Origin of the sequence: Comamonas koreensis (assembly GCF_014076495.1) — a bacterium.
Classification (GTDB): Bacteria; Pseudomonadota; Gammaproteobacteria; order Burkholderiales; family Burkholderiaceae_C; genus Comamonas; species Comamonas squillarum.
The window spans coordinates 2,999,286-3,020,448 of the sequence record NZ_CP043575.1; the positions used below are offsets into that span (position 1 = coordinate 2,999,286).

A 21,163-nucleotide genomic window follows, 5' to 3' on the forward strand; every position below is an offset into this window, starting at 1 on the left:
CGCCCAATAATTTTCTCAAGCTCCCAAGCTTTCAGGCCCAGCCAGTGATGGCTTTTCATCCATGAATGAACCAACTCCGCCCATGAACAACCTTGCCCATACCCTCACTCGCGTCTCCTGGCTGACACTGACACTGGCACTGGCTTTGACCAGCGCCGCCCACGCACAAACTGCTGCGCCTTTGAAAACCGCCTTGGATCCCACCTTTGCCCCGCAGGCCATGGTCAAGATCGGCGGCGGCCTGCAAGGCTTTAACGTCGACATGGGCGAAGAAATCGCAAAGCGCCTGGGCCGCAAGCTCAGCATTGATGCAACCGAATTCTCGGGCCTGGTGCCGGGTCTTAACAGCGGCAAATACGAGTTTCTGCTCGCGCCTGTGACGGTCACGCCTGAGCGCGCCAAAGCCATGCTGTTTACCGAGGGCTACACCGAGACGAACTACACCTTCATGGGCCGAAAAAACGCAGCCGCGCTGGAGTCGCTGGAGGCGCTGAAAGGCAAGGTTGTTGCGGTCAACAAGGGCTCGAACTACGACGCCTGGGCCAAAGAGAACGCCGACAAGTACGGCTTCAAGTACTTCGTCTACGGCTCCAACGCCGATGCGATTCAGGCCGTCTTGACCAAGCGTGCCGACTACAACCTGACCGGCAGCACGGTGGCGGGCTGGGCCGTCAAACAATCGCCTGCGCTGCAGGCGGGCTACACCATCAAGACCGGGCTGGTCTGGGCGATTCCCTTCCGCCTCGACGACAAGGCCGGCCGTGACCAGGTCAGCAACGTGCTCAAGTGCATGAAGGCCGATGGCACGATCGCCAAGCTCGCAGAAAAATGGTATGGCTACTCGCCCGAGACCAACAGCGTGGAGCGCACCGTCAGCCCAGGCCACGGCGTGCCAGGCACCGAGAACTACGACGCCACCCCCGTTAAGCCGAAGTGCTCGTAAGCACGCGATGGCTGTGATAACCCTGAAGTGCTGAGAACCTATGAGTGCCCCCATTCTTGAACTTGTTGAACTGCGCAAATCCTACGGCTCGCTGGACGTCTTGCGTGGTGTGAACTTGCGTGTGTACCCGGCAGAGCTGGTGTGCGTCATCGGACCTTCTGGCTCTGGCAAAAGCACGATGCTGCGCTGCTGCAACCGGCTGGAAGAGCCCAGCGACGGCCAGGTGGTCATCAACGGCCAGGACATCATGCGGTCCGATGTCGATGTCAACCAGGTGCGCCAAAACGTCGGCATGGTGTTCCAGCACTTCAACCTGTATCCCCACCTGAACGTGCTGGGAAACATCACCCTGGCACTGCGCCAGGTGCAGAAAAAAAGCAAAGCCGAGGCCGAGACCATTGCCCAGGAGGCGCTGGCCAAAGTGGGTCTGGCCCACAAGGCGAGCGCGTTTCCCAGCCAGCTATCGGGCGGGCAGCAGCAGCGCGTGGGCATTGCGCGCGGCATTGCGCTCAAGCCCCAGGTGATGCTGTTTGACGAGCCCACCAGCGCGCTGGATCCGGAGCTGGTTGACGAGGTGCTGCAGGTGATGCGCGCGCTGCGCGATGAAGGCATGACCATGCTGGTCGTGACCCATGAAATGGCGTTTGCCCACGCAGCGGCTGACCGCGTGATCTTCATGGATGGCGGCGTGGTCGCCGAAGCGGGTACCCCGGCTGAGATTTTTGAGAACCCCCAGCAAGAGCGCACCCGCAGCTTTGTGGGCCGCTACATGCATGGCACGAATGGAGTCAAAGGCGCTGCATTGCAGGCATTCATTGGCGCAGGTGGCAGCCTATGAGCGAGTCCAGCGGCGGTTTTTTATTTACCTTTTTCAACCTTGCCATCGCGCAGGAATACTGGGCCGACATCGCGCGTGGCATGCTGGTCACCATCGGGGTCGGCATAGCGGTCGTCATCACCGGTCTGGCGCTGGGTCTGGCCATGGCAATTGGCCGCGCATTGCAGCTGCGCTGGCTGACGGCAGCCACTGTGATCTTCTCGGACGTGATGCGCTCGCTGCCACCGCTGGTGGTGCTCATCCTGCTGTATTTTGGCCTGCCGACCCTGGGGCTGGAGTTATCGGCCTTTGCCGCGACCTGGGTGAGCCTGTCGATGGTGCTGGCCGCTTATGCGCAAGAAAGCATCTGGTCGGCGATGGCCTCGCTGGCCAAAGGCCAGACCGAGGCGGCGCGCTCCACCGGCCTGTCGTGGTGGCAGGCGATGCGCTGGGTGGTCTTGCCCCAGGCGCTGCGCCGCGCGGTACCGCCGCTGACCAACCGTGTGATCTCGACGACCAAGAACACCGCACTGGGCTCGATCGTTGCCCTGGGGGAAATTCTGAGCAATGCGCAGGCCGCATCGGCGGTGGCGGGCAACCCCACGCCGCTGACGATTGGGGCATTTCTCTACCTGTTGGTGTTCTTGCCGATCGTGATTTTCTCGCGGTGGCTGGAGCACAAAACCAAAACCACCGCGTAAGTGCCAAGCCATGGAAATTTTCTTACAAAACTTCTTCAACCTCGAGGTCTTCCAGCAAGCGCTGCCGTATTTGCTGCAAGGTTTTTGGACCACGATCTGGCTCTCGGTGCTGGTGATTCCGCTGGGTGCAGCTGCAGGCTTGCTGCTGGCCCTGGGCCAGACGCAATCGAGCCGCCGCAGCCTGCGCTGGAGCATCATTGCCTATATTGATTTCTTTCGCGCCTTTCCGCCGCTGGTCTTGCTGATTTTTCTCTACTTTGGCCTGCCTTTTGTCATCGGCGATGTGCCCAAGCTGATTGCCGTGATGCTGGCCTTTACGCTGAACAACTCCAGCTACTTTGCCGAGGTGTTTCGCGCCGGCATCGAGGCCATTCCCAAAGGTCAGATGGAAGCGGCCCGCTCCACCGGTCTGAGCCGTTTGCAAGCACTGCGCTGGGTGATCTTGCCGCAGGCCACGCGCCATGTGCAGGCCGACTTGCTGGGCAACTGTATTGAGGTGGTCAAGCTCACCGCGATTGCCAGCGTGGTCGGGATTCCGGAATTGCTGCGCAACGCCCGCGATGTGCAGTCGCTGGTCTACAACCCCTCGCCCGTGGTGCTGGCCGCACTGCTCTACCTGGCCTTATTGTGGCCGCTGACGCGCTGGCTGGCGCGCCTGGAGCACCGCAAGCTCGCCATGTTCAGCCACTGATAGACGCACTAGCAGGCCTGCCATTGAATGGTTTCAATCGCAGGTTCATTGATCCATTTAATTGCGCACGCCCCATGACCCTGCACGCTACACCCATCCCATTGCCCATTCTCGGCCCCTGGCTGGCCCAGGACCTCAGTGCCAGCTTGCCTGACAGCTTCCTGCCTTTGGTCTTGCACAGTGCACCGGACTTTATGGCCCAGCTCGCACCGTACGTGCCGCGCATTCGCGCCCTGGTGTGTACCAGCGGCGGCCAGGCAATTGATGCGACCTTGATGGAGCAACTGCCCCAGCTCGAACTCATTTTGAACCTGGGTGCGGGCACGGAGTGCGTGGATTTGGCCGCCGCACAGGCACGTGGCATTCAGGTGCTGACAGGCGCAGGCGTCAATGCGGTGGACGTGGCTGAGCTTGCGATTGGCATGATGATTTCGATGGCCCGGCGCATCCATTTTGCCGACCGCGAAGTGCGCGCGCTGCAATGGGGCGCTGACCGAAAGCCGGTGCGCCGCCTGGCTGGCCAGCGCGTGGGCATTGCCGGCATGGGCGCGATTGGCCAGGCGATTGCCAAGCGCTTGCTCGCCTTCGACATGCCGATCAGCTATTTCTCACGCCGCCCAGTAGAAGCGCTGCCTTATACCCACCATGCCGATCTGCAAAGCCTGGCCACTGCGGTGGATTTTCTGTTTTTAGCCTTGCCCGGAGGCAGCGCGACACTGCATCTGGTCAATGCCGACATCCTGAGCGCCTTGGGCCCTCAGGGTTATGTGATCAATGTGGGCCGTGGCAGCGTGGTCGATGAACAAGCGCTGGCCCAAGCGCTGGCCGCAGGCCAGATTGCCGGGGCATCCCTCGACGTGTTTGAGCACGAACCGCAGGTGCCCGATAGCCTGGTTCAAAGCCCCAACACCTTGCTGCAGCCGCACCGTGGCGGCTTTACGGTCGAAGCCCACGAGGAAATCATTGCACTGACTTTGCAGCGTTTAGCCGGTTTGTACGCTAAGAGCTCCTCTCTAATCCGCTAAAAACTCAATCCACTCAATGTCAAGTCGGGGCGGCTGACATCACCTGTTCATGGTCGTCGAGAACAGGGGAGGGGCGGGCGGCTTGCTCGGTGCCGAGGTCGTGACCAGGGCGCAGGCGGATGGCTATACAGTGTTGATAGCTTTGTACCGGTGGTGCTCATTTCACAGTCGCCCAATATCCTGGTGGCCAGGCCACGCGTTGGGTGGCAAGACGCTGCGATACCCGCCAACGGCTTGCCGCCCAAGGCACCGACTTGGTCGCCATGCCATCGGCCCAGTTTGCCGAGAAGATGCGCCGTGAGACCCAGGTCTATGGCGACATCATCAAGCGCTTTGGTATCAATGCCAGCTGAGGTGGGCGCTGATACGGTGACGACCTCACCCACCACCAAAGGCCTGCCCGTATGCAGGCCTTTTTCAATGCTGGAAGCAGAACCAGCCGCTAGGATTCGCGCAGAGAATACGTAAGGAAATGTATGCGCTTTCTGATGGCCCTGGGCCTGCTGCTCGCAGGCTCAGCCGGTGCCCAAGAGGTCTACCGCTGCGGCAATAGCTATAGCGCCGAGCCCTGCAAAAACGCCAAAACCATTGATGTGACGCCCGCAGTCAGCAATCCCGATGGGCCGCTTACCCGGCTGATCTACCTGTGCAAAAGGCCTGACAAAACCGAGCTGTGGTGGATCGATCGGCCTTGTTCGCAGGAGCGTTGGGGCCTGGTCGAGAGCGCCCGAGTGCCGAGCAATGTGGACTGGAAGACCCAAATGGCCATCGCCCAACGAAAACGGGCGGACGATGCTCGGCGCGCTAGCCGGGCCCGTCATCACTACCATTCGGCGGCGCCTGGCAGCGTACGATCCAACGAAGCGCGTTGCGAGGAATTCAAGCAAAGGGTGGAATATCTGGATGCCGCCGCTAGATTTGGCGGTACCGCACGCAAGATGGAATGGATCCGCGAGGAACGGCAAAGCGCGCGAGACCAGCAGTTTCGGGCGGGGTGCTGAGGTTCCTGTTACAGCGCTTGCATGCGCTGGCGGGTTTCAGACCCGCACGCAGCTACACTGCGCGGCAGGAGGAGTCGCAATGGACTGGGCAAGATGGCAGATGGAGATGGATCGACAGTTCGCTTGGATGCTGTTGTGGTGGCTGGTTGGCAGCATCATCTCGTTGTGGGTCGGTTACGAGATTCTGAAGGCCGCCATCAAAAACGGCATCAATGCCTCCAGTCTGGGTGACCGCCGGAGGTCGACGCAGGCGGCGCAGCCACCAGTTGCACCAGCGGGCTACCGTTGGGTGCTGGTCAAGGATGACAAGTCTGACGCAGATATTCGGCCTGAGCGCTAAGAGCAAGAAATTGCAGGTTCTAGGCGGCGCTGAAGGAATGGCAGCTGCAAGTACTGCTGAGCACTGCAGACAGCTCCTTAGTTAATTGATACGATGTATATTACTGTTAACTCCGAGACACAGAATTAACGTATAAACAACATATCAAAGCGCAAAAAACCCACCTAGAAGGTGGGTTTTTCTGTTGGCTTTGCGAAAGCGCAAACCCTTAGGATGCGCGCAAACAAACAGTAAGGGAATGTATGCGCCTGTTAATCGCCATATGCGTGTTTTTCACCGGGCAAGCTGCTGCTCAGGAGATATACAGATGCGGAAACACCTACACCGACGAGCCATGCAGGGAGGGAAAAGTTATTAACCCAGCACCCGCTTTAGCCGAAGCAACGATGGTCACAATCTATCGATGCGACCCGGTTTATGCCAGACCATTCTGGATAGCAAAGCCATGCACAGCACCGAACGGCGGCATCCTCAACGAAATTGACAGAGCTAGAGTACCCGCAGAAATGAGCCTGGAGCAACAAGTTAACCACTTGTACAAACAGAGAGCTAACCAAAATAGCGGCACGAGATAGAACTAGCGTCTACATGGGGTTTGTCACCCCATACCCCGACCCCACCACTACGACACAAGGTCTCCGTTCCCGGGGCCCCTGTTTGTCCTCAGATAAGCACGCTCAACGCTTGAGACTTGACACCACCGTTGCATTACGCGCGGCCATGCGTTCTTCAAATCCGACCAGTTCAGGCGCTTTTTGGTAAGGCTGGGCAGGACGATAGTCGGCCTGCTGCTGTTGCTTCTGCTGTACTGGTTGTGGAGCTTCCCGCTTGCTCCGGCCATCGTCCCAATCCATGAAGTAGCCATACTTCACGATCTGCGAACAGACTTCGCCAGACGTGCGCAGCAGGGTGCCTTGCTGGGTGTAGCAAAGGCATCGCTTGGCGTCTTGCACGCATGCAGCTGGATAAGGCGCAGTCACCGGCTTCGTGACCTCGTCATAGGCAGGCGCGGTATGCGGCAAATCGGGGATGCGTGCTTGCCGCGATTCCAAGTACTCAGCCATGGACATGAACCGGCTTGCCGGTGCACCGCCTCCAGGGCCACCGGCAGACGCTTGCATTGCGGCCCCAGGCTTTGCAACGGGCTCAGCAGCTTTGCCCATGTTCAGGAAGTGTTGCCACACGAAGTAGATCAGCACCGGTATCACGAGCATGCAGGTCAGGAAGATCCACAGCTGCTTTGGCAGCTTGCGTTTGCCGGTATGCAGCGATGCGGACTTGTACCAGTCGTAGACCTCTTTCGGATAGGCCCGCATGCTGACCTGACCGCTCTTGCCCGCATTGGGCTTTTCGCAGCTCATCTCAGCATGGTTGAAGCGCAGCTCAGACACCATATCGGCACCAAACGTCCGCTTGAAGTGACGATGCCAGCTGGGCGATTCGATCAGCCGGCGCACGTTCACATGGATCAGCGACGGATGCGGCGTAATCATCCAGAAGTCAAAGCCACGCTTGCGACGGTACTGCGCTACTGCGTTGATGTAGTCAGGCAACTCGCCCTGAATCTTTGCGGGGAACTCATTCTGGCATTCGTCAAACACGCACACCGAGCCGTCAGGCAGGTCTTGCCACTTCTTTGGGTCAAACTCTTGCCAGCCCCAGTCCAGCAGGATTTGATTGGCCGTGAAGCCGTGGAAATAGACGGGGCGATTTTCTTTGAGCTGCTGAGCTCGCACGTCATGGAGCGTAAACAGCGTTTTGCCCGCGCCATTACCGCCAGTGGTCAGATAGATCATTTACCCACCCACTTTTTCATGGTGTCGCCACTCAGGCCGTTAAGCACTTGGCGAGCGAGTAGGGCAGAAGTCACAATGCTGATGGCCACACCGACTTTCATGGTTGACAGCATGCCCATCACTTCCACGGGCAGCCCGCCAAGAGCTGCTACCGCTTGAGCTTTCATCCAATCGAGCGTGAAGGACAGGCCCGAGTAGGTCACTACGCTGATACCCAGCGCGATCAACACACGGCCAACCAACGTGCCCACCAGATTGATCAACATGCCGCCAATTGCGGCCACGATTAAAGGCATGGCTTACCCCTTAAACAGAATGCGCATGGCCAGCAGCATTGCTACGGCCACCAGGACGTTACCGAGCATGCCCAGGTATGGGCACACCCTCGACATAGGAATCGTGATGGACGAGCTGGCCACCTCAATAGTCAGGTCAGTAATGCAACTGCCGCCGCCCAAAGCATTTGACGTATCAATGCGGCCTGACATGTTGAACAGCTCATTACCGGGCAAATCACCCGTCTGGTTGCCTTGCTTGCCCTTGCTACTTTCGTACAGCTCAGACTCAGGGCTTTTGGTCTCAAACAGTTGGCAATTGCGCACGTGCTGCTCGCGGGCCATGGCGCATTGCACGGCATCGCCCTCACACTTGAAATTCGCCGTGCACGAGCCAACGAACGAGCCTGTTTTGCAGGAGTCGAGCGTTGGGTTTTCTTTGCAGAAATCTTTGCCCTTGTCGCTATCGGGCAGTGGCTTATTGCCGATGCAGACATCACCTTTTTTGGTGTAGCCAGTAGGGCAATTGCCAGCGCTATCGGTAGGCTTCTTCACCTCTTCATTGGGGTAGCACTTACCACCTGATTTATAGGTGCCGGTAGGGCACTTGCCCTCAGTATCGGGCTCAGTTCCAGGCATGGAAGGCTTGGTGCCACCACCGCCAGTCCCACCAGTTCCTCCTGGACCGGTGCCAGGGTCAGTACCTGGGCCAGTCCCAGGGCCGGTGCCGGGATCAGTACCTGGGTTCGTTCCAGGATCACCCGGCTTTGTCGGAGGCGAATCAGAGCCGTTGCAGGTATCGCCAGTGCCCTCATACTGAATCGTGCAGTAGGCCGAACCAGCGCTTGTACCGGGCACACAGACGGTTGCATAGGGCGGTGCACCGATCGAATACAGGCACCCACCATGGCACATCGCAGTTGGCATGTTTGCCGACGTGATTACACCCATGGTGTCACCGCGCTTGCACTTCTTTTCGGGGCACTTACCGTCGACCTTTTTCTGACCATCCGGGCAAATGTCCGGATCAGGGACGCAGACACCAGCGCTCAAAATCTGACCCTCAGGACATTTGTCAGGAACGCAAATAGCGCCCTCAAGGTGCTGGCCTTCAGGGCATTTAATTGGCGCTTTTACACACTGCCCGTCCTTCTCCTCGTAATTAGTAGCGCAAATACAGGCGCCCTTACCATCCGAATTTGAATTAGCAGGACATTGCTGTATGAAATCCCCCTTTTGACACATCGGCCCAGCCTTACCACTACCACCCGCCGTCTTGCCGTACCAGCCGCATGTGTTAGCCCCAAAATCCGCGAGAGGCCCCCCACAAACCCACGTTGCTCCGGTCACTGTCTCCCAGCCCTTAGTGGGTATTGGGTAATTTGTTGGATTGCAACGATCAACTTGTTCAGGAGGGACCGCCGCACGCGCGCTACCCAGAAATAGCAGAGCGGCAATCAAAAATGCTAAGCGGTAAAAACGAGCCATGCCGCCCCCAATACTGCAATGATGACGAACAAGCCCATATGAACCCCTTTGAAGAAACGCACGTTGCATGCGCTTTTGCAAAGGCCCCAGCCGGCCGGTCTGGGGACTCGCAGTCCAGGTTTAGGACATTGCCGAGCGGACCCACTTGAACGCCTTGACTGCGGCATACACCAACAGCACAGCGCCACCCAGCAGCACCACAGCGCCAATCTGGGCCTTCACGTCGGTCACGACAGCAGCGACGTCGATGACTTCTGCCATGGCAGGCTGCGCAATGGTCAGCGCACCAGCGGTTGCGGCCAGAGCGACCAGCTTTGCTTTTTGACCCAGACGGGCGATTGCGAACTTGCTCATATCTCACTCACTTTCATTGGTTGATCCGTCATTAGTTTTGAGCACTTGTATGAGCGCCCGAAAGGCGAACCCAACTGCCCACACCGCGAGGACGGCGCCCGCGATTGCTGCCCCAGCTGCTGGGTCTAAGTCCAGCAGTGGAGTCGTTATTTCGTGCTGCACAGTGATCGTGCAGGCTTGATCGCAGACGATGACTTGTTGAGCCATCACAGCACCAGCCTTTGCACTACTGGCACCTGCTCAACCGGCTGCCCCACGACAAGGCGAGCCAGGAGCAAGGTATTAACCAGGGTCAAGGCCAGCAGAAGCAAAAGCATGGTTTTCATCGCGCTTAGGCTTGCTTCTTGACGACTTCGGTCGGAACGATATCGGTGACGATGGATTCACGCTTGCCGAAGCGCATAACGTCTTCGGTGGTAACGTCTGCGGCAATAGGGAAGGGCAGATGCTGAATCTTGCGGATGATGTTTGCGTCACACTGGTAGCGATCACCCATGAAGCCCTTGGACACATTGTCAGCACCGCCCATTGCAGGTGCGAGCTTGGTCATCGTGTGCACCGTGCCGATGCTGTATGCGTTGCCGGTCTTCTTGGAAGTGCCTTCCATGATTTCAATGCCGACGATCTGTTTGCGTTCTACTGCCATGCTTATGCTGCCTTTCGAGCAAGGTCACAAACCCCTGACCAAGTGGGGCCAGCCGCGACACTAGATAAATTGACCCGGCGAGGCACGCCGATTACTCGGACTTCCTCTACGAGACTCGCGATTTCAAAGCCTTCAACGGTCGACAGAACGTCAATCGTTTTGCCGTAGGTACGGCGCATGTGGTGCAGCAAATGGGCGAGGGTGGTTTCACCTTCGGTTTGCTTGGTAGGAATCTTTTCCGCTGCGCTGTCGATCAGTTCAGCAAGCACTGGATAGGCCCCGGCAAAATACTTGTCTCGCTCGGTGAGGGCTTCCAGTGGGATGACGCGATCACGACTACCAAACTGGACTTCGTAGCGTGTCCAGGGGCTTTGCAGGTTGCCTAGCTGGTGGCCTTTTTCGTAGGCCCGCAGGACTTTGCCGTTTTGAGCTTTGCCGATATACAAGGTGCGCTCTCTTTCGTTCAACCAGTCACCAGCTTGGCTAGTCGCAGGCGGGCGACCGGATGATGTGAACTTGCCTGCGCGGTAGAACGCGACTGCATCCTCTACCGTGTATTCACCGTTGAGAAAATCGACGCACAGATCAAGGCGCGTGATCCTGGCGTCCAGTTCTTCGAGTAAGTCGCGCATCTCGTCCCATGCTTCGATCAGTGAGCAACCAGAGCCAGGAATGGACACCATCCAGGTGCCACGCTGGGCATCGCCACCAAAGCCGATGAAGCCCATAGGCTGCTTGCGAGAGCCGACATGGGCAAACAGCGTTACGCTGCTCTTGTAGCCCCGGATTCCCTTGCCTTCATCAACGCCAGAAATTGGGCGGCGCATGATCTGGGACAGCTTGACAATCAGGCCTTCGATGGTCATTTCACCGGGCTTGAAAGTGGCATTTAGCCAATCGACCCGCGCTGATTGGTTGGGGGTACTTTCCCCCCGTGTTACCGGACGGGGGGAGCGCTTCGCGCTGCTCATGCCACCACCTGCTGTGGAGCCAGGGCTGGCAAGATGATCGATTCGATCACCGCAGCGAACTTGCCGATAGGCATGGCAGCGCCGCGCTCCGCCAGCGGCGCTGCCATCGCCTTACGGCAAGCTGCATCGGCGAATTGCTTTGCAAGACCTTCGGCCAGGGATTGCCATTGGATGCGGTTGTGAAAAGCATTGGCAGGCCAGCACGCATTTGCTGCGCCCTGTGTGCTCTCGATAGCCCCAACTGCCATGTTTGCCCCTGTGGTATAAGTTCGCCATGTACCAAAAATGCGCATCCCAAATTTGAGATGCACAAAACTTGGATGGATGCTATCCCAAAAATAGGATGCCCATGTACGACGCAGAACTTACCAAAACCCTTATTGACAAAGCACGGGATTCGTGCGGCAGTTATTCAGAAGTTGCTAGACGGCTTGGAATTCCGCAGCCTCAAATCACTGATATGAAGGCTGGCCGACGAAAAGCCCAGCCAGCGGATGTGGCCGCTATCGCAGAGCTAGCGGGGCTTGATGCTCTTAAATTCCTAGCAATCGCCCAACTTAACGAGCTTGAAGGATCTAAGAAAGGTCAGATACTTGCGCGTGCATTGGGAAAATTAGCGCTAGCGACTGGCGGGGCACTCGCTGGCGTTTCAGCCCACGCAAGCCCGGCCATTGAGTTGATACGATGTATATTATGTTAAGTCATATTTCTGCCTAGCCAACAGACCAGCACCGAACCAGGAACCATCTACTCGCCCCGCCTGGGCAAGGCGGTCAATTTGTTGCCAAACCGAGGGTTAACCACGGCTCATACAGCCTTTCGATGATTCGTTTTGCTAAGACAATTTCCTGTCAATTGATCCAAGGAAAAGTTATATGAAAAACGAAAAATCGCTGGGCGCCGTACCTGCGCGCTACAGCATGGCCGCATTGGCAGCGATCGTCGCGCTGACGATGACCGCCTGCGGCGGCTCCAGCCACAACGACAAAGAAGACCTGGTGAGCACCGCTTGCGAAGCTGGCACGTCGGACGGCTCGGTAGTGGTGGGCTCCGGTCTGCCTGGCGATCCTTCGTTCCCCGAGCTGGCTTCGGGTTACCGCACCGGCAAGAAGGTCGTCGAAGGCCATAAGTACATGGTGGTGACGGCCAATCCTCTGGCGTCCAAGGCCGGTTGTGAAGTGCTGAAGTCCGGCGGCTCGGCCGTCGATGCCGCAGTGGCCGTGCAGATGGTGCTGGGTCTGGTCGAGCCCCAGTCCAGCGGCATTGGTGGTGGCGCCTTCATGCTGTACTACGATGCAGCGACCAAGAAGGTAACGGCCTACGACGGCCGCGAAACAGCCCCTGCGGCCGCGACACCCGATTACCTGCGCTATATCGACAGCAGCACACAAACCACGCCACTGCCCAGCGCCCGTGCCAGCGGCCGCTCCATCGGCACGCCTGGCGCCGTGCGCATGCTGGACCTGGCCCACAAGGACCACGGTGCCAAACCCTGGAAGGACCTGATCCAGCCCGGCATTGACCTGGCCACCAATGGCTTCAAGATCAGCGGCCGCATGTCCGATGCGCTGGCCGGTGCCAAGACCGCGCTGCAGGCCGATGCCGATGCGCTGGCTCTGTATTTCAACGCCGATGGCTCGACCAAGGGCCTGGGTGAAACCTTCAAGAACCCCGCTTACGCAGCCACTTTGACGAAGATGGCGACCGGCGGTGCCGATGCGTTCTACACCGGATCGGTGGCACAAGGCATTGTCGACAAGATTGCCGTGACCCAGAACGTCACGACTGGCGCGCCCATCACCCCTGGCGTGACCACGCTGGCCGATCTGGCCGGCTACCAGGCCAAGAAGCGTGATGCCGTCTGCACCACCTACCGTGCCAAGTATGTGATCTGCGGCATGCCACCACCGTCATCCGGCGGTATTGCCGTGGCCCAGGCCATGGGTGTGCTGGAGAATTTTGACCTGGCCCCCCACAAGCCCACCGCGCTGGATGTCGAAGGCGGCAAGCCCACCGCCATGGGCGTGCACCTGGTGAGCGAAGCCGAGCGCATGGCCTATGCCGACCGCGACATGTATGTGGCCGACACCGACTTCACCCCCCTGCCCGGCCCGCTCTACAGCACCTTGCTGGACAAGAGCTACCTGAAGTCGCGCGCCGCGCTGATCTCGCCCACCCAGAGCATGGGCACCGCGACTGCCGGCCAGTTTGGCAACACCCGTCTGGGCGTGGGCAAGGTGACCGAAGCGGGTACCACGCACATGACCATCGTCGACGGCAAGGGCAACGTGGTGAGCATGACCACGACGGTGGAAGCGGGCATGGGCTCCTACCACATGACCCAGGGCTTTATCCTGAACAACCAGCTGACCGACTTCTCCGCCGCGCCCACCTCGGCCGATGGTCTGCCGATCGCCAACAAGGTGGAAGCGGGCAAGCGCCCACGCAGCTCGATGGCGCCCACGCTGGTGTTTGAAGCCACGGCGGACGGCCAACCTGGCGCCTTCAAAATGGCTACTGGCTCGCCTGGCGGTGCCACCATCATCCAGTTCGTGACCAAGACCCTGGTGGGCGCACTGGACTGGGGCCTCGATGCGCAGCAAGCCACCAACCTGGTGAACTTTGGCGCCTCCAACAGCCGCACCACCAACCTGGGCGGCGAGCACCCCAACATCAATGCCACCAACAGCGGTGACAACGATCCGCTGGTGCTGGCACTGCGCGCCATGGGGCATACCGTGTCGGTCAATGCGCAGTCCAGCGGTGTGGGCACCGTGATTCGCACCGCCAATGCAGCAGGCGAAGCCCGCCTGAGCGGTGGCGCAGATCCACGCCGTGAAGGTGTGGTGCTGGGCGATACCTACAAGGCCAAGTAAGCCTCGGGTTTCACCATCGTCAAAAAGCCGCTGTGGGTTGATGCCCGCGGCGGCTTTTTTGCTGGTTGGCGCCCTGCTCTTGGCGCTTATCTGATTAGCGCATCAAGCGGCAGTGTGTGCGGGCAGCTCCTGGCGCTGCAGATGCTGGTTGATCTGCTCGATCACTGGCAGCAGGTCAGCCACGCTGTCGATCACAAAATGGGCGCCGGCGCTGCGCAGCTGTTCGCTCGCAGTGCTGCGGATCTCTGATTGCGCGTCCGAGCTCAGTGCCTGCCATTCGGGCAGGGACAGTCCATTGGCATTGCCGCTGACGGCCACACCGACCGTCCAGCAACCGGCATTCAGCCCTTCGGCAATGCCCACACTGGTGTCGTCCACCTTGACCACGGTCGAGGCCGGCCAGATGCCCAGATCGGCAAAGCAGCGGTACATCATCAAGGGGCTGGGGCGGCCAGCGGCCAGGTCGCCGGCGCAGACGATGTTGTCTGGCGCGTAGCCGGCGCGGGCTGCGATGGGCTCGAGCACATCCATGATTGGGCGGTTGTAGCCGGTGGTGCTGCCGATCTTGATGCCATCGAGCCGCAGGCGGTTGACGACTTCGAGCGCGCCAGGGATAAATTCGGCAAAGTCTCCGACCACGCGCGCGTTCATCGGCGTGAACACCTCGTAGAGATGGTCGATATCGCTGCTGGACACCGGCTTGCCATAGCGGCGCTCCCACTGGGCTGCCACCTCGGGCAGTTGGCACAGCGCCGCAATATGGTCCCATTTGGCCGAACCCATAGGGCCCCGGGCCTGGGCAATGCTGATCTCGATGCCGAAATCCTGGAACAGCTGCACAAAGGCGCCCATAGGCGCGCGTGAGCCAAAGTCGACAATGGTGCCGGCCCAGTCAAAAACAACGGCTTGTACGCGTTGGGGGTTGTGAAAATTCGTCATGGTGTCCTCTGCCCCTTGGCCCGGCCACTGGCCAGGGTCCGCGTTGGGGCTGTCTATACAAGAGATGTGTCGTTCTGCGTGCCCGGCAACCCTTACCAATGGGCAAAGGTGTCGTGCGCCACGCCAAAGCCGGTGCTCGCGCCCGTGCCGCTGGTGACGATGGCTACGCGGGTGGCAGCGTCCGGCGCCTCGATAAAGCAGTCCGTGCGTGGGGCCGAAGGGTAGATGCCCAGCCAGCGCTCGGTAATGCGGAAGTCGTCGATATTCAATGCCTCGCGCATGTGGCGCAGCATCAGGGCATCGACCTCGTCCTGCGCAAAGGGCTGGACGGAGGCGCCGTAGTGGTGCGAATCGCCGACCACCAGGCTGCCGTCGGCGCTCTGCACCACGATCAGGTGGATGCCATGGGCAAGGCTCTCGCCCTCTTCCTGCTGCAGTTGCTCAAGCAAGGCGCGGGCCTCGGGCAGCTTGCTGTAGCCGTGGTAGCGCACCAGGCTCAGGTCGCCCATCACCGATGCGTTCAGGCGCAGATCGCCAGCCGGCTGCACGCGCAGCATCTGCAGCTGGCACAGCTGCACCTGGTGTTTGGCAAACAGCTCGCTGTAAAGGCCATGGATGTCGGCATTGGTGCAGACCACCACGCGCTCGGCATGCAGCTGGCCCTTGGATGTCACCACCTTGGGCGTGGCCACCTCCCACACCGCTTCGCCAAAGCGGAAGGTGACTTGCATCTGCTCGGCCAGCCAGCGCGTCAGCTGGGCGATTGCGTCGCGCGATTCGACCCGCAGGTCAATGGGGCTGTGCAACACGGCCTTGGCCTGGTCCAGCCGCAGCTCGGGTGCGTGGCGGGCGGCTTCTTCGGGGCTCCATAGTGCGCAGTTCACGCTCTGGGCCATCTCGGTGTGCATAAAGGCCTGCAACACATCCAGCGCCTTGTCGCGTGTGGCCACCAGGTTCAGGCCCTGGTGCTGCACAGTGATACCGGCCTTGGGCGCAAGCTCGGCCCAGACGTCGCGCGCATGGCGCGCACGGCGCCAGGTGTCCCCTGCCCCCTGGCCGGTCACCGTCACAAAGCCAAAATTGCGGATCGATGCGCTCACACAGGCGGCATCCCGGTCGACCACGCAGACCTTAAGGCCCCGGCGCGCCGCCTCATAGGCATGGGCGAGGCCCACAATGCCTGCACCCACCACCATCACATCAAAACTTGTGCTTCCCACCGTCATTCCTGTCTTTCCTGGTTCTCGAATCATCTTGTCCATCCACGCGATCAGCGCTTGCGCCAAGCCTGCGTGCGCTTGTTCAACCACCAGCCCAGCGCCTGGTAGAGCACGGTCACCACGCAGCTGATCGCGGCAATCATCACCGCCATCGCAGCGGCAGCGGCCATGTCGCCGGCCTCATCCAGGTTCAGGATCGCAACCGCGCCCAGGCGCGTTTCTGGCGAGTAGAGGAAGACGACGGCCGAGATCGTGGTCATCGCGGCCACAAAGAAGTAGCGCGAGACCTCCAGCAAGGCCGGCAGGCACATCGGCAGGGTCACCTTCCACAAGGTGCGGTAGAACGGCACCTTGAGCGAGGCGCTGACCGATTCAAACTCGCCATCAATCGACTTGAGCGCCGTCACCAGGGTCATGTGGCCGGTGGTGTAGTAGTGCATCACCGTGCACAGCACCATCAAGGGCATGGTCTGGTACAGAAAGTTCAGCGGGTTGCCGGGGGCATTGAAAAAGAAGATATAGCCCAGGCCGAGCACCAGGCCGGGCACGGCCATGGGGAGCATGGCCAGCATGCGCAGCACCGGGCGCAGCGCAGGCATGCCCTTGGTTTTTTCCAGCAGATAGGCGCCCATGAAGACCACGATGGGCCCGGCCACCGCAGCGCTCGCAGCCATGGTCAGGCTGTTGAAGACGGCAGTATCCACGCCGGCATCGACCAGGCCGCTGGTGTAGTGGCTCAGGGTCAGGCCCAGCTGGTACGGCCAGAACTGCACCAGCGACGCAAAGATGGCCATGCCGAACATGGCCAGCATCAGCGCGGCCAGCGTCCAGCACAGCAGGCTGCAAAAGCGGTCGGTGGCGGCATGGCGGCTGGGCTGCAGCACCACGGCGCGCGCGGTCAGCACCGCGGTCTGCTTTTTCTGCACCTGGCGGTCAATCGCATAGGTGATGACGGCCGGCAGCAGCAGCAGCAAGGCCACGACGGCGCCACGCTGGAAATCCTGCTGGCCGATCACCAGCTTGAACACATCGGTGGCGAGCATGTTGAAATTGCCGCCGATTACCTTGGGGATACCGAAATCAGTGATCACCAAGGTGAACACCACGAGCGCGGCTGAGACCACGCCGTAGCGCGCCGCCGGCAAGGTCACAGTCAAGAACTGGCGCGTGCGACTCGCTCCCAGCGCGGTGGCGGCCTCGTAGAGGCGCTGGTCGCCCAGGGCCAGTGCGGTGATCAGGATCATCAGCGCATGCGGAAAGGTGGCAAAGCACTGGGCCAGCACGATACCGGGCGCGCCGTAGATGCTCTCAAAGCCCAGCGCATTGAGAACGGACTTGAGCACGCCCTGGTTGCCAAACCAGTAGATCAGCGAGATGGCAGACAGCAGCGACGGAGCCAGCAACGGCAGCAGGCTGATGCTGCGCAGCAGAACCTTGGCGCGGATGCCCGAGCGCGTGATGGCATAGGCAAAGCCAAAGGCGAGCGGGATCACCACGGCGGTGACCACCAGCGATACCCACAGGCTGTTCCAGAGGCTGCCCAGCAGCGCGGGCGACTGGAAATAGCGCACAAAGCGCATGAAGGCCGAGCCGTCGTCAGCCGAGGTGGGCGCAAAGGCCTGGCCCAGCAAGGCGGCCAGCGGTGCCAACAGGCCAAGCAGCAGCAGCGCAGTGATGGCGACCAGCGCCAGTTGCGCGATGCGGTCACTGGGCGCTGCATGCAGGCCGGTATGGCGGGGGAGCGCTGCGGGCGCTGAAACGGATGAGGTCATAGTGTGTCGGTAAGGCCCCGTGACCGGGGACATGGCCGCGAGCGGCCCCTGCCCCGGCGCTTGCCAGGGCAACGGCCGGGCTCAGGCGGCCTGGGCAAAAATCTTCAACTGCTGCGCATGGATGGAAAACTGCAACCAGCGGCCCACCTGGATATCGAGCTGCAGGCACTGCGCCGGGCTCAGCTGCAGCTGCACATGGCGCTCGGGTAGGCGCTGCACATCGACATGGACGATGCACAGCGCTCCGAGAAACTCCAGCTGCTCGACGACACCGGTGAGCACCGGCGCGCCATTGGGCGCAGGCGCGCTGCCGATGGGCGGCATGGCCGTGCAGTCATGCACGCTGCAGTCTTCTGGCCGCAGGTAGACATGCAGGCTTTCGCCGGGGCTCATGCGCGGCGCCTGCGGGCAGTACAGCTTGTGGCCTGCCAAGGTGATGCCGCCATTGCCGGCGGCCAGGGCCTGCAGCTTGTTGGCCTTGCCGATGAACTCGGCCACAAACGGGGTGGCCGGGCGTTGGTAGATGTCGCGGGGCGTGCCCACTTGCTCGACCACGCCATGGTTCATCACCACAACGCGATCGGCCATGGCCATCGCCTCTTCCTGGTCATGCGTGACCATGATGGTGGTGACATACAGGCGCTGCTGCAGCGCCCGGATCTCGTTGCGCAGGTGCACGCGCACGGTGGCGTCCAGGGCGGACAGAGGCTCATCGAGCAGCAGCAGGCCGGGCGACATGGCCAGCGCACGGGCCAGGGCCACGCGCTGCTGTTGGCCACCCGACAGCTGGGCCGGGTACTTGCCGCCACTGACCGACAGGCCCACGGTATCCAGCAGGCTTTGCACCTTCTGGGCCACCAGGGCCTTGGGTTGGCGCTGGCTGACGAGGCCATAGGCCACGTTGTCGGCGACCGTCAGATTGGGAAACAGCGCATAGGACTGGAAGACGATCCCGTAGTCCCGCTGGGAAGCAGGCAGTTGGGAGATGTTCTTGCCGTCCTGCCAGATCTCGCCGCTGGTCTGGGCTTCGAGCCCGGCAATCGCGCGCAGCAAGGTGGTCTTGCCGCAGCCCGAGGGGCCCAGAAAGCACACCAGCTCGCCACGGCGAATCTGCAGGTTGATCGACTGCAAGGCGGTAAAGCTGCCGTAGGACTTGTGCAGATGGCGAATCTCCAAAAAGGGCGGGCCGCCTTCTTCGCGGCCACGGCGCAAGCCCTGCTCGGCGGACTCGAATGCATACGAGGTATCGCGCACGGGCGTGGTCTGCGCCGCCTGGCCCTGCGCTACTGGCAAACGTGCTGTCTCCCTGTCACTCACTTCTTGGCCTCGCTCTTGGCGTCGTAACGCTTGGTCCACTCGGCCAGCACGCGCTCGCGGCTGTCGGCCATCTTGGAGAAGTCCAGCGGAATCAGGCGCGACTCATAGTCGGCAGGAATATTGGCCAGCTTGGGGGCGACGCCGGGCATGGCGGTGACGGCAAAGTTCTTGCCGTACAGCTCCATCGCCTCCTTGCTCACGGCCCAGTCCACCAGCTTCTGGGCGGCATCGGCTTGCTTGGTGCCCTTGTAGATGCTGATGCCTTCCAGATCCCAGCCCAGGCCTTCCTTGGGGAACACCAACTCGATGGGGGCGCCCTTGGCCTTGTTGGCGTGCGCGCGGTATTCAAACGAGATACCGGCGACATACTCGCCCTGGGCGGCCATGTTGCAGGGCTTGGAGCCCGAGTGGGTGTACTGCGCAATGTTCTCGTGCAGCGCATCCATGTACTTCCAGCCGCCGCCGTTGCCGTTGTCGTCGCCAAACAGCTGCAGCCAGGCAGCGACGTCAAAGTAGCCGGTGCCGCTCGAGGCGGGGTTGGGCATCACCACCTGGCCCTTGAACTCGGGCTTGGTCAGGTCTTGCCAGCTGGTGGGCATGGGGATGTTGCGCTTCTTGGCTTCGACGGTGTTGAAGCAGATGGTGGCGCCAAACACATCCATACCGACCCAGCTGGGTGGGTTCTTGCTGTCGCGGTACTTGGCCGTGATGGCGTCGAGGCCCTTGGGGGCATAGCCCTGGAGCATGTCGTTCTTGTCGAAAATCGCCAGGCTCGATGCCGCCACGCCCATGATCACATCGGCCTTGGGGTTGGCTTTTTCGGCCAGCAGCTTGGCGGTGATAACGCCGGTCGAGTCACGCACCCATTTCAGCGCGATGTTGGGATGGTTCTTGTTGAAGGCCGTCTCGTAAGCCTTGAGCTGGTCCATCTCGAGCGCCGTGTAGACCGTCAGTTCCGTCTTTTGGGCATACACCAGGCCCGTTGCTGCCATGGCGGCAGCTGCAGCCACCAGCTTTTTCCAGTTCTTCATTGCGTACTCTCTCGCCTGGGTTAATAGGATCGATGGAGTATCGGAAGCCTTTGTGACAATGGCATGGCGGATTGGCGAATCTTGGATGACACAGGCGCTCGTCATATTGACGAGGCATTTGGGCTGTATCGCAGGCGCTACAGTGGCCTGCCATCCTGCGCCTGAAGGCCGCCATTCCCGGTGGCCCTGCGCTGGATTGGGCGCCACTTTATGCTGTTCGCATGACATCAGCCACCTGGATCGCCTATATCGACGGCAGCGCCCTGCCCAACCCGGGGCGCATGCGCATTGGCGGCATTGCCTATGCGCCCGATGGGGCGAGCCACCGCTTTAGCCAGGCAGTAGGCCATACCGGCTGCAACAACGAGGCCGAAGCACTGGCCGCCATCCATGCCCTTCAATGGCTGCAAGGCATGGGCGCACGCGAGGTGCTACTGCACACCGACAGCAGCATTCTGGCCGCGCAAATGGCAGAGCCCGCCGCCAAGCCGATTGCCCGCCTGGCTGCACTGTATGAACAGGCCCGTTCTCTGCGTGCTGGCTTTGCACAGCTGGAGGTGCGCTGGGTGCCGCGCCACAAGAACACCGTAGCCGATGCCTTGGCGCGCGGTGAAGCGGCACCGGCAGACGATGCGGTAGATGCAGCAGCGATGACCAGCATGGCCTGATCCGGTCTGATGGTGTTTTATCTGGCCTTAGCTGGATTGATCTGGTTGAGGCTGGCCTAAGAACCTGTTCAAAGTCTCCTCGCGCCGCGACAGTGTCTTTGCGAGATGGGATGCGAGGGGGGCGCCCAGCCGCGCAATACCGCAGCAATAGCCCAGCTATTGCGAGGATTTGCAACAACGCATACCGCTCCCTAGCCGGGCGCCCCTTCCCGGGCAGCGCAAAGCCACTGTCCCTGTGGGTTGGAGTGAAATCGGGCGATTTCTTCGCGCTGACCCTTCAAACTCATCCCGA

Annotated in this window: 21 protein-coding genes and 1 pseudogene; 10 read left to right on the plus strand and 12 right to left on the minus strand. The window is 60.6% G+C overall.

Annotated elements, in window-relative coordinates; all coding sequences use genetic code 11:
- The first annotated feature begins 82 nt into the window (after nucleotides 1-82).
- From F0Q04_RS13590 to F0Q04_RS13625, 8 genes and pseudogenes are all read left to right on the plus strand, one after another.
- Nucleotides 83-943, plus strand: coding sequence for a transporter substrate-binding domain-containing protein (locus F0Q04_RS13590; protein ID WP_182341292.1), 861 nt, complete (start codon nucleotides 83-85; stop codon nucleotides 941-943).
- A 40-nt stretch (nucleotides 944-983) separates the two neighbouring features.
- A complete protein-coding gene (locus tag F0Q04_RS13595; protein ID WP_116925641.1) occupies nucleotides 984-1,781 on the plus strand; it encodes an amino acid ABC transporter ATP-binding protein in 798 nt (265 codons plus the stop codon).
- A complete protein-coding gene (locus F0Q04_RS13600; RefSeq protein WP_116925642.1) occupies nucleotides 1,778-2,461 on the plus strand; it encodes an amino acid ABC transporter permease in 684 nt (227 codons plus the stop codon). The genes F0Q04_RS13595 and F0Q04_RS13600 overlap by 4 nt, the downstream gene beginning before the upstream one ends.
- A gap of 10 nt (nucleotides 2,462-2,471) precedes the next feature.
- Nucleotides 2,472-3,152, plus strand: a complete 681-nt coding sequence (locus F0Q04_RS13605; RefSeq protein WP_116925643.1) for an amino acid ABC transporter permease — start codon at nucleotides 2,472-2,474, stop codon at nucleotides 3,150-3,152.
- Nucleotides 3,153-3,226: 74 nt separating this feature from the next.
- Nucleotides 3,227-4,177, plus strand: a complete 951-nt coding sequence (locus F0Q04_RS13610; protein ID WP_116925644.1) for a 2-hydroxyacid dehydrogenase — start codon at nucleotides 3,227-3,229, stop codon at nucleotides 4,175-4,177.
- A 49-nt stretch (nucleotides 4,178-4,226) separates the two neighbouring features.
- A pseudogene (locus tag F0Q04_RS24330) lies at nucleotides 4,227-4,313 on the plus strand (tripartite tricarboxylate transporter substrate-binding protein); the annotation flags it as partial.
- Between the two features lie 340 nt (nucleotides 4,314-4,653).
- Nucleotides 4,654-5,178, plus strand: coding sequence for a hypothetical protein (locus tag F0Q04_RS13620; protein ID WP_182341295.1), 525 nt, complete (start codon nucleotides 4,654-4,656; stop codon nucleotides 5,176-5,178).
- Between the two features lie 79 nt (nucleotides 5,179-5,257).
- On the plus strand, nucleotides 5,258-5,518 hold the full coding sequence (locus F0Q04_RS13625; RefSeq protein WP_182341298.1) for a hypothetical protein: 261 nt from the start codon (nucleotides 5,258-5,260) through the stop codon (nucleotides 5,516-5,518).
- A 677-nt stretch (nucleotides 5,519-6,195) separates the two neighbouring features.
- On the opposite strand, the gene F0Q04_RS13630 is transcribed toward F0Q04_RS13625, so the two are convergent.
- The 7 genes from F0Q04_RS13630 to F0Q04_RS13660 all read right to left on the minus strand — a co-directional run bounded on the left by F0Q04_RS13630 (nucleotide 6,196) and on the right by F0Q04_RS13660 (nucleotide 11,359).
- Complete coding sequence (locus tag F0Q04_RS13630) at nucleotides 6,196-7,314, minus strand: zonular occludens toxin domain-containing protein (protein ID WP_182341301.1); 1,119 nt, start codon at nucleotides 7,312-7,314, stop codon at nucleotides 6,196-6,198.
- Nucleotides 7,311-7,610 carry a DUF2523 domain-containing protein gene (locus tag F0Q04_RS13635; protein WP_182341304.1) on the minus strand — a complete coding sequence of 100 codons (300 nt, stop codon included), beginning with the start codon at nucleotides 7,608-7,610 and terminating at the stop codon, nucleotides 7,311-7,313. The genes F0Q04_RS13630 and F0Q04_RS13635 overlap by 4 nt, the downstream gene beginning before the upstream one ends.
- 3 nt (nucleotides 7,611-7,613) lie before the next feature.
- Nucleotides 7,614-8,144 carry a virulence factor TspB C-terminal domain-related protein gene (locus tag F0Q04_RS13640; protein WP_182341307.1) on the minus strand — a complete coding sequence of 177 codons (531 nt, stop codon included), beginning with the start codon at nucleotides 8,142-8,144 and terminating at the stop codon, nucleotides 7,614-7,616.
- A 1,053-nt stretch (nucleotides 8,145-9,197) separates the two neighbouring features.
- Entirely contained in the window at nucleotides 9,198-9,431 is a 234-nt protein-coding gene (locus F0Q04_RS13645; protein WP_182341310.1) for a major capsid protein, read from the minus strand.
- 331 nt (nucleotides 9,432-9,762) lie between these two features.
- Nucleotides 9,763-10,077: a hypothetical protein gene (locus tag F0Q04_RS13650; protein ID WP_182341313.1), complete on the minus strand. Its 315-nt coding sequence runs from the start codon at nucleotides 10,075-10,077 to the stop codon at nucleotides 9,763-9,765.
- Nucleotides 10,078-10,079: 2 nt separating this feature from the next.
- The gene (locus tag F0Q04_RS13655) at nucleotides 10,080-11,048 is read right to left on the minus strand and encodes a replication initiation factor domain-containing protein (protein ID WP_182341316.1); all 969 of its coding nucleotides are present in this window, start codon (nucleotides 11,046-11,048) and stop codon (nucleotides 10,080-10,082) included.
- On the minus strand, nucleotides 11,045-11,359 hold the full coding sequence (locus tag F0Q04_RS13660; protein ID WP_182341319.1) for a hypothetical protein: 315 nt from the start codon (nucleotides 11,357-11,359) through the stop codon (nucleotides 11,045-11,047). The genes F0Q04_RS13655 and F0Q04_RS13660 overlap by 4 nt, the downstream gene beginning before the upstream one ends.
- 564 nt (nucleotides 11,360-11,923) lie before the next feature.
- Here F0Q04_RS13660 and ggt point away from each other — a divergent pair.
- Entirely contained in the window at nucleotides 11,924-13,924 is a 2,001-nt protein-coding gene (gene ggt, locus F0Q04_RS13665; RefSeq protein WP_182341322.1) for a gamma-glutamyltransferase, read from the plus strand.
- Nucleotides 13,925-14,026: 102 nt separating this feature from the next.
- Here the strand turns inward: ggt and phnX are convergent, their stop codons facing one another.
- The 5 genes from phnX to F0Q04_RS13690 form a co-directional block, all read right to left on the minus strand.
- Nucleotides 14,027-14,863, minus strand: coding sequence for a phosphonoacetaldehyde hydrolase (gene phnX / locus F0Q04_RS13670; RefSeq protein WP_182341325.1), 837 nt, complete (start codon nucleotides 14,861-14,863; stop codon nucleotides 14,027-14,029).
- Nucleotides 14,864-14,955: 92 nt separating this feature from the next.
- Nucleotides 14,956-16,089 (minus strand): TIGR03364 family FAD-dependent oxidoreductase, encoded by a 1,134-nt coding sequence (locus tag F0Q04_RS13675; protein ID WP_182341327.1) that lies wholly within the window; start codon nucleotides 16,087-16,089, stop codon nucleotides 14,956-14,958.
- Nucleotides 16,090-16,133: 44 nt separating this feature from the next.
- Nucleotides 16,134-17,855: a putative 2-aminoethylphosphonate ABC transporter permease subunit gene (locus F0Q04_RS13680; protein ID WP_182341330.1), complete on the minus strand. Its 1,722-nt coding sequence runs from the start codon at nucleotides 17,853-17,855 to the stop codon at nucleotides 16,134-16,136.
- Between the two features lie 81 nt (nucleotides 17,856-17,936).
- Complete coding sequence (locus F0Q04_RS13685) at nucleotides 17,937-19,031, minus strand: putative 2-aminoethylphosphonate ABC transporter ATP-binding protein (RefSeq protein WP_198424372.1); 1,095 nt, start codon at nucleotides 19,029-19,031, stop codon at nucleotides 17,937-17,939.
- Nucleotides 19,032-19,168: 137 nt separating this feature from the next.
- A complete protein-coding gene (locus tag F0Q04_RS13690) occupies nucleotides 19,169-20,203 on the minus strand; it encodes a putative 2-aminoethylphosphonate ABC transporter substrate-binding protein (protein ID WP_116925662.1) in 1,035 nt (344 codons plus the stop codon).
- 221 nt (nucleotides 20,204-20,424) lie between these two features.
- Between F0Q04_RS13690 and F0Q04_RS13695 the strand changes: the two genes are divergently transcribed.
- Nucleotides 20,425-20,871 carry a ribonuclease HI family protein gene (locus F0Q04_RS13695; protein ID WP_182341332.1) on the plus strand — a complete coding sequence of 149 codons (447 nt, stop codon included), beginning with the start codon at nucleotides 20,425-20,427 and terminating at the stop codon, nucleotides 20,869-20,871.
- Nucleotides 20,872-21,163 lie beyond the last annotated feature (292 nt).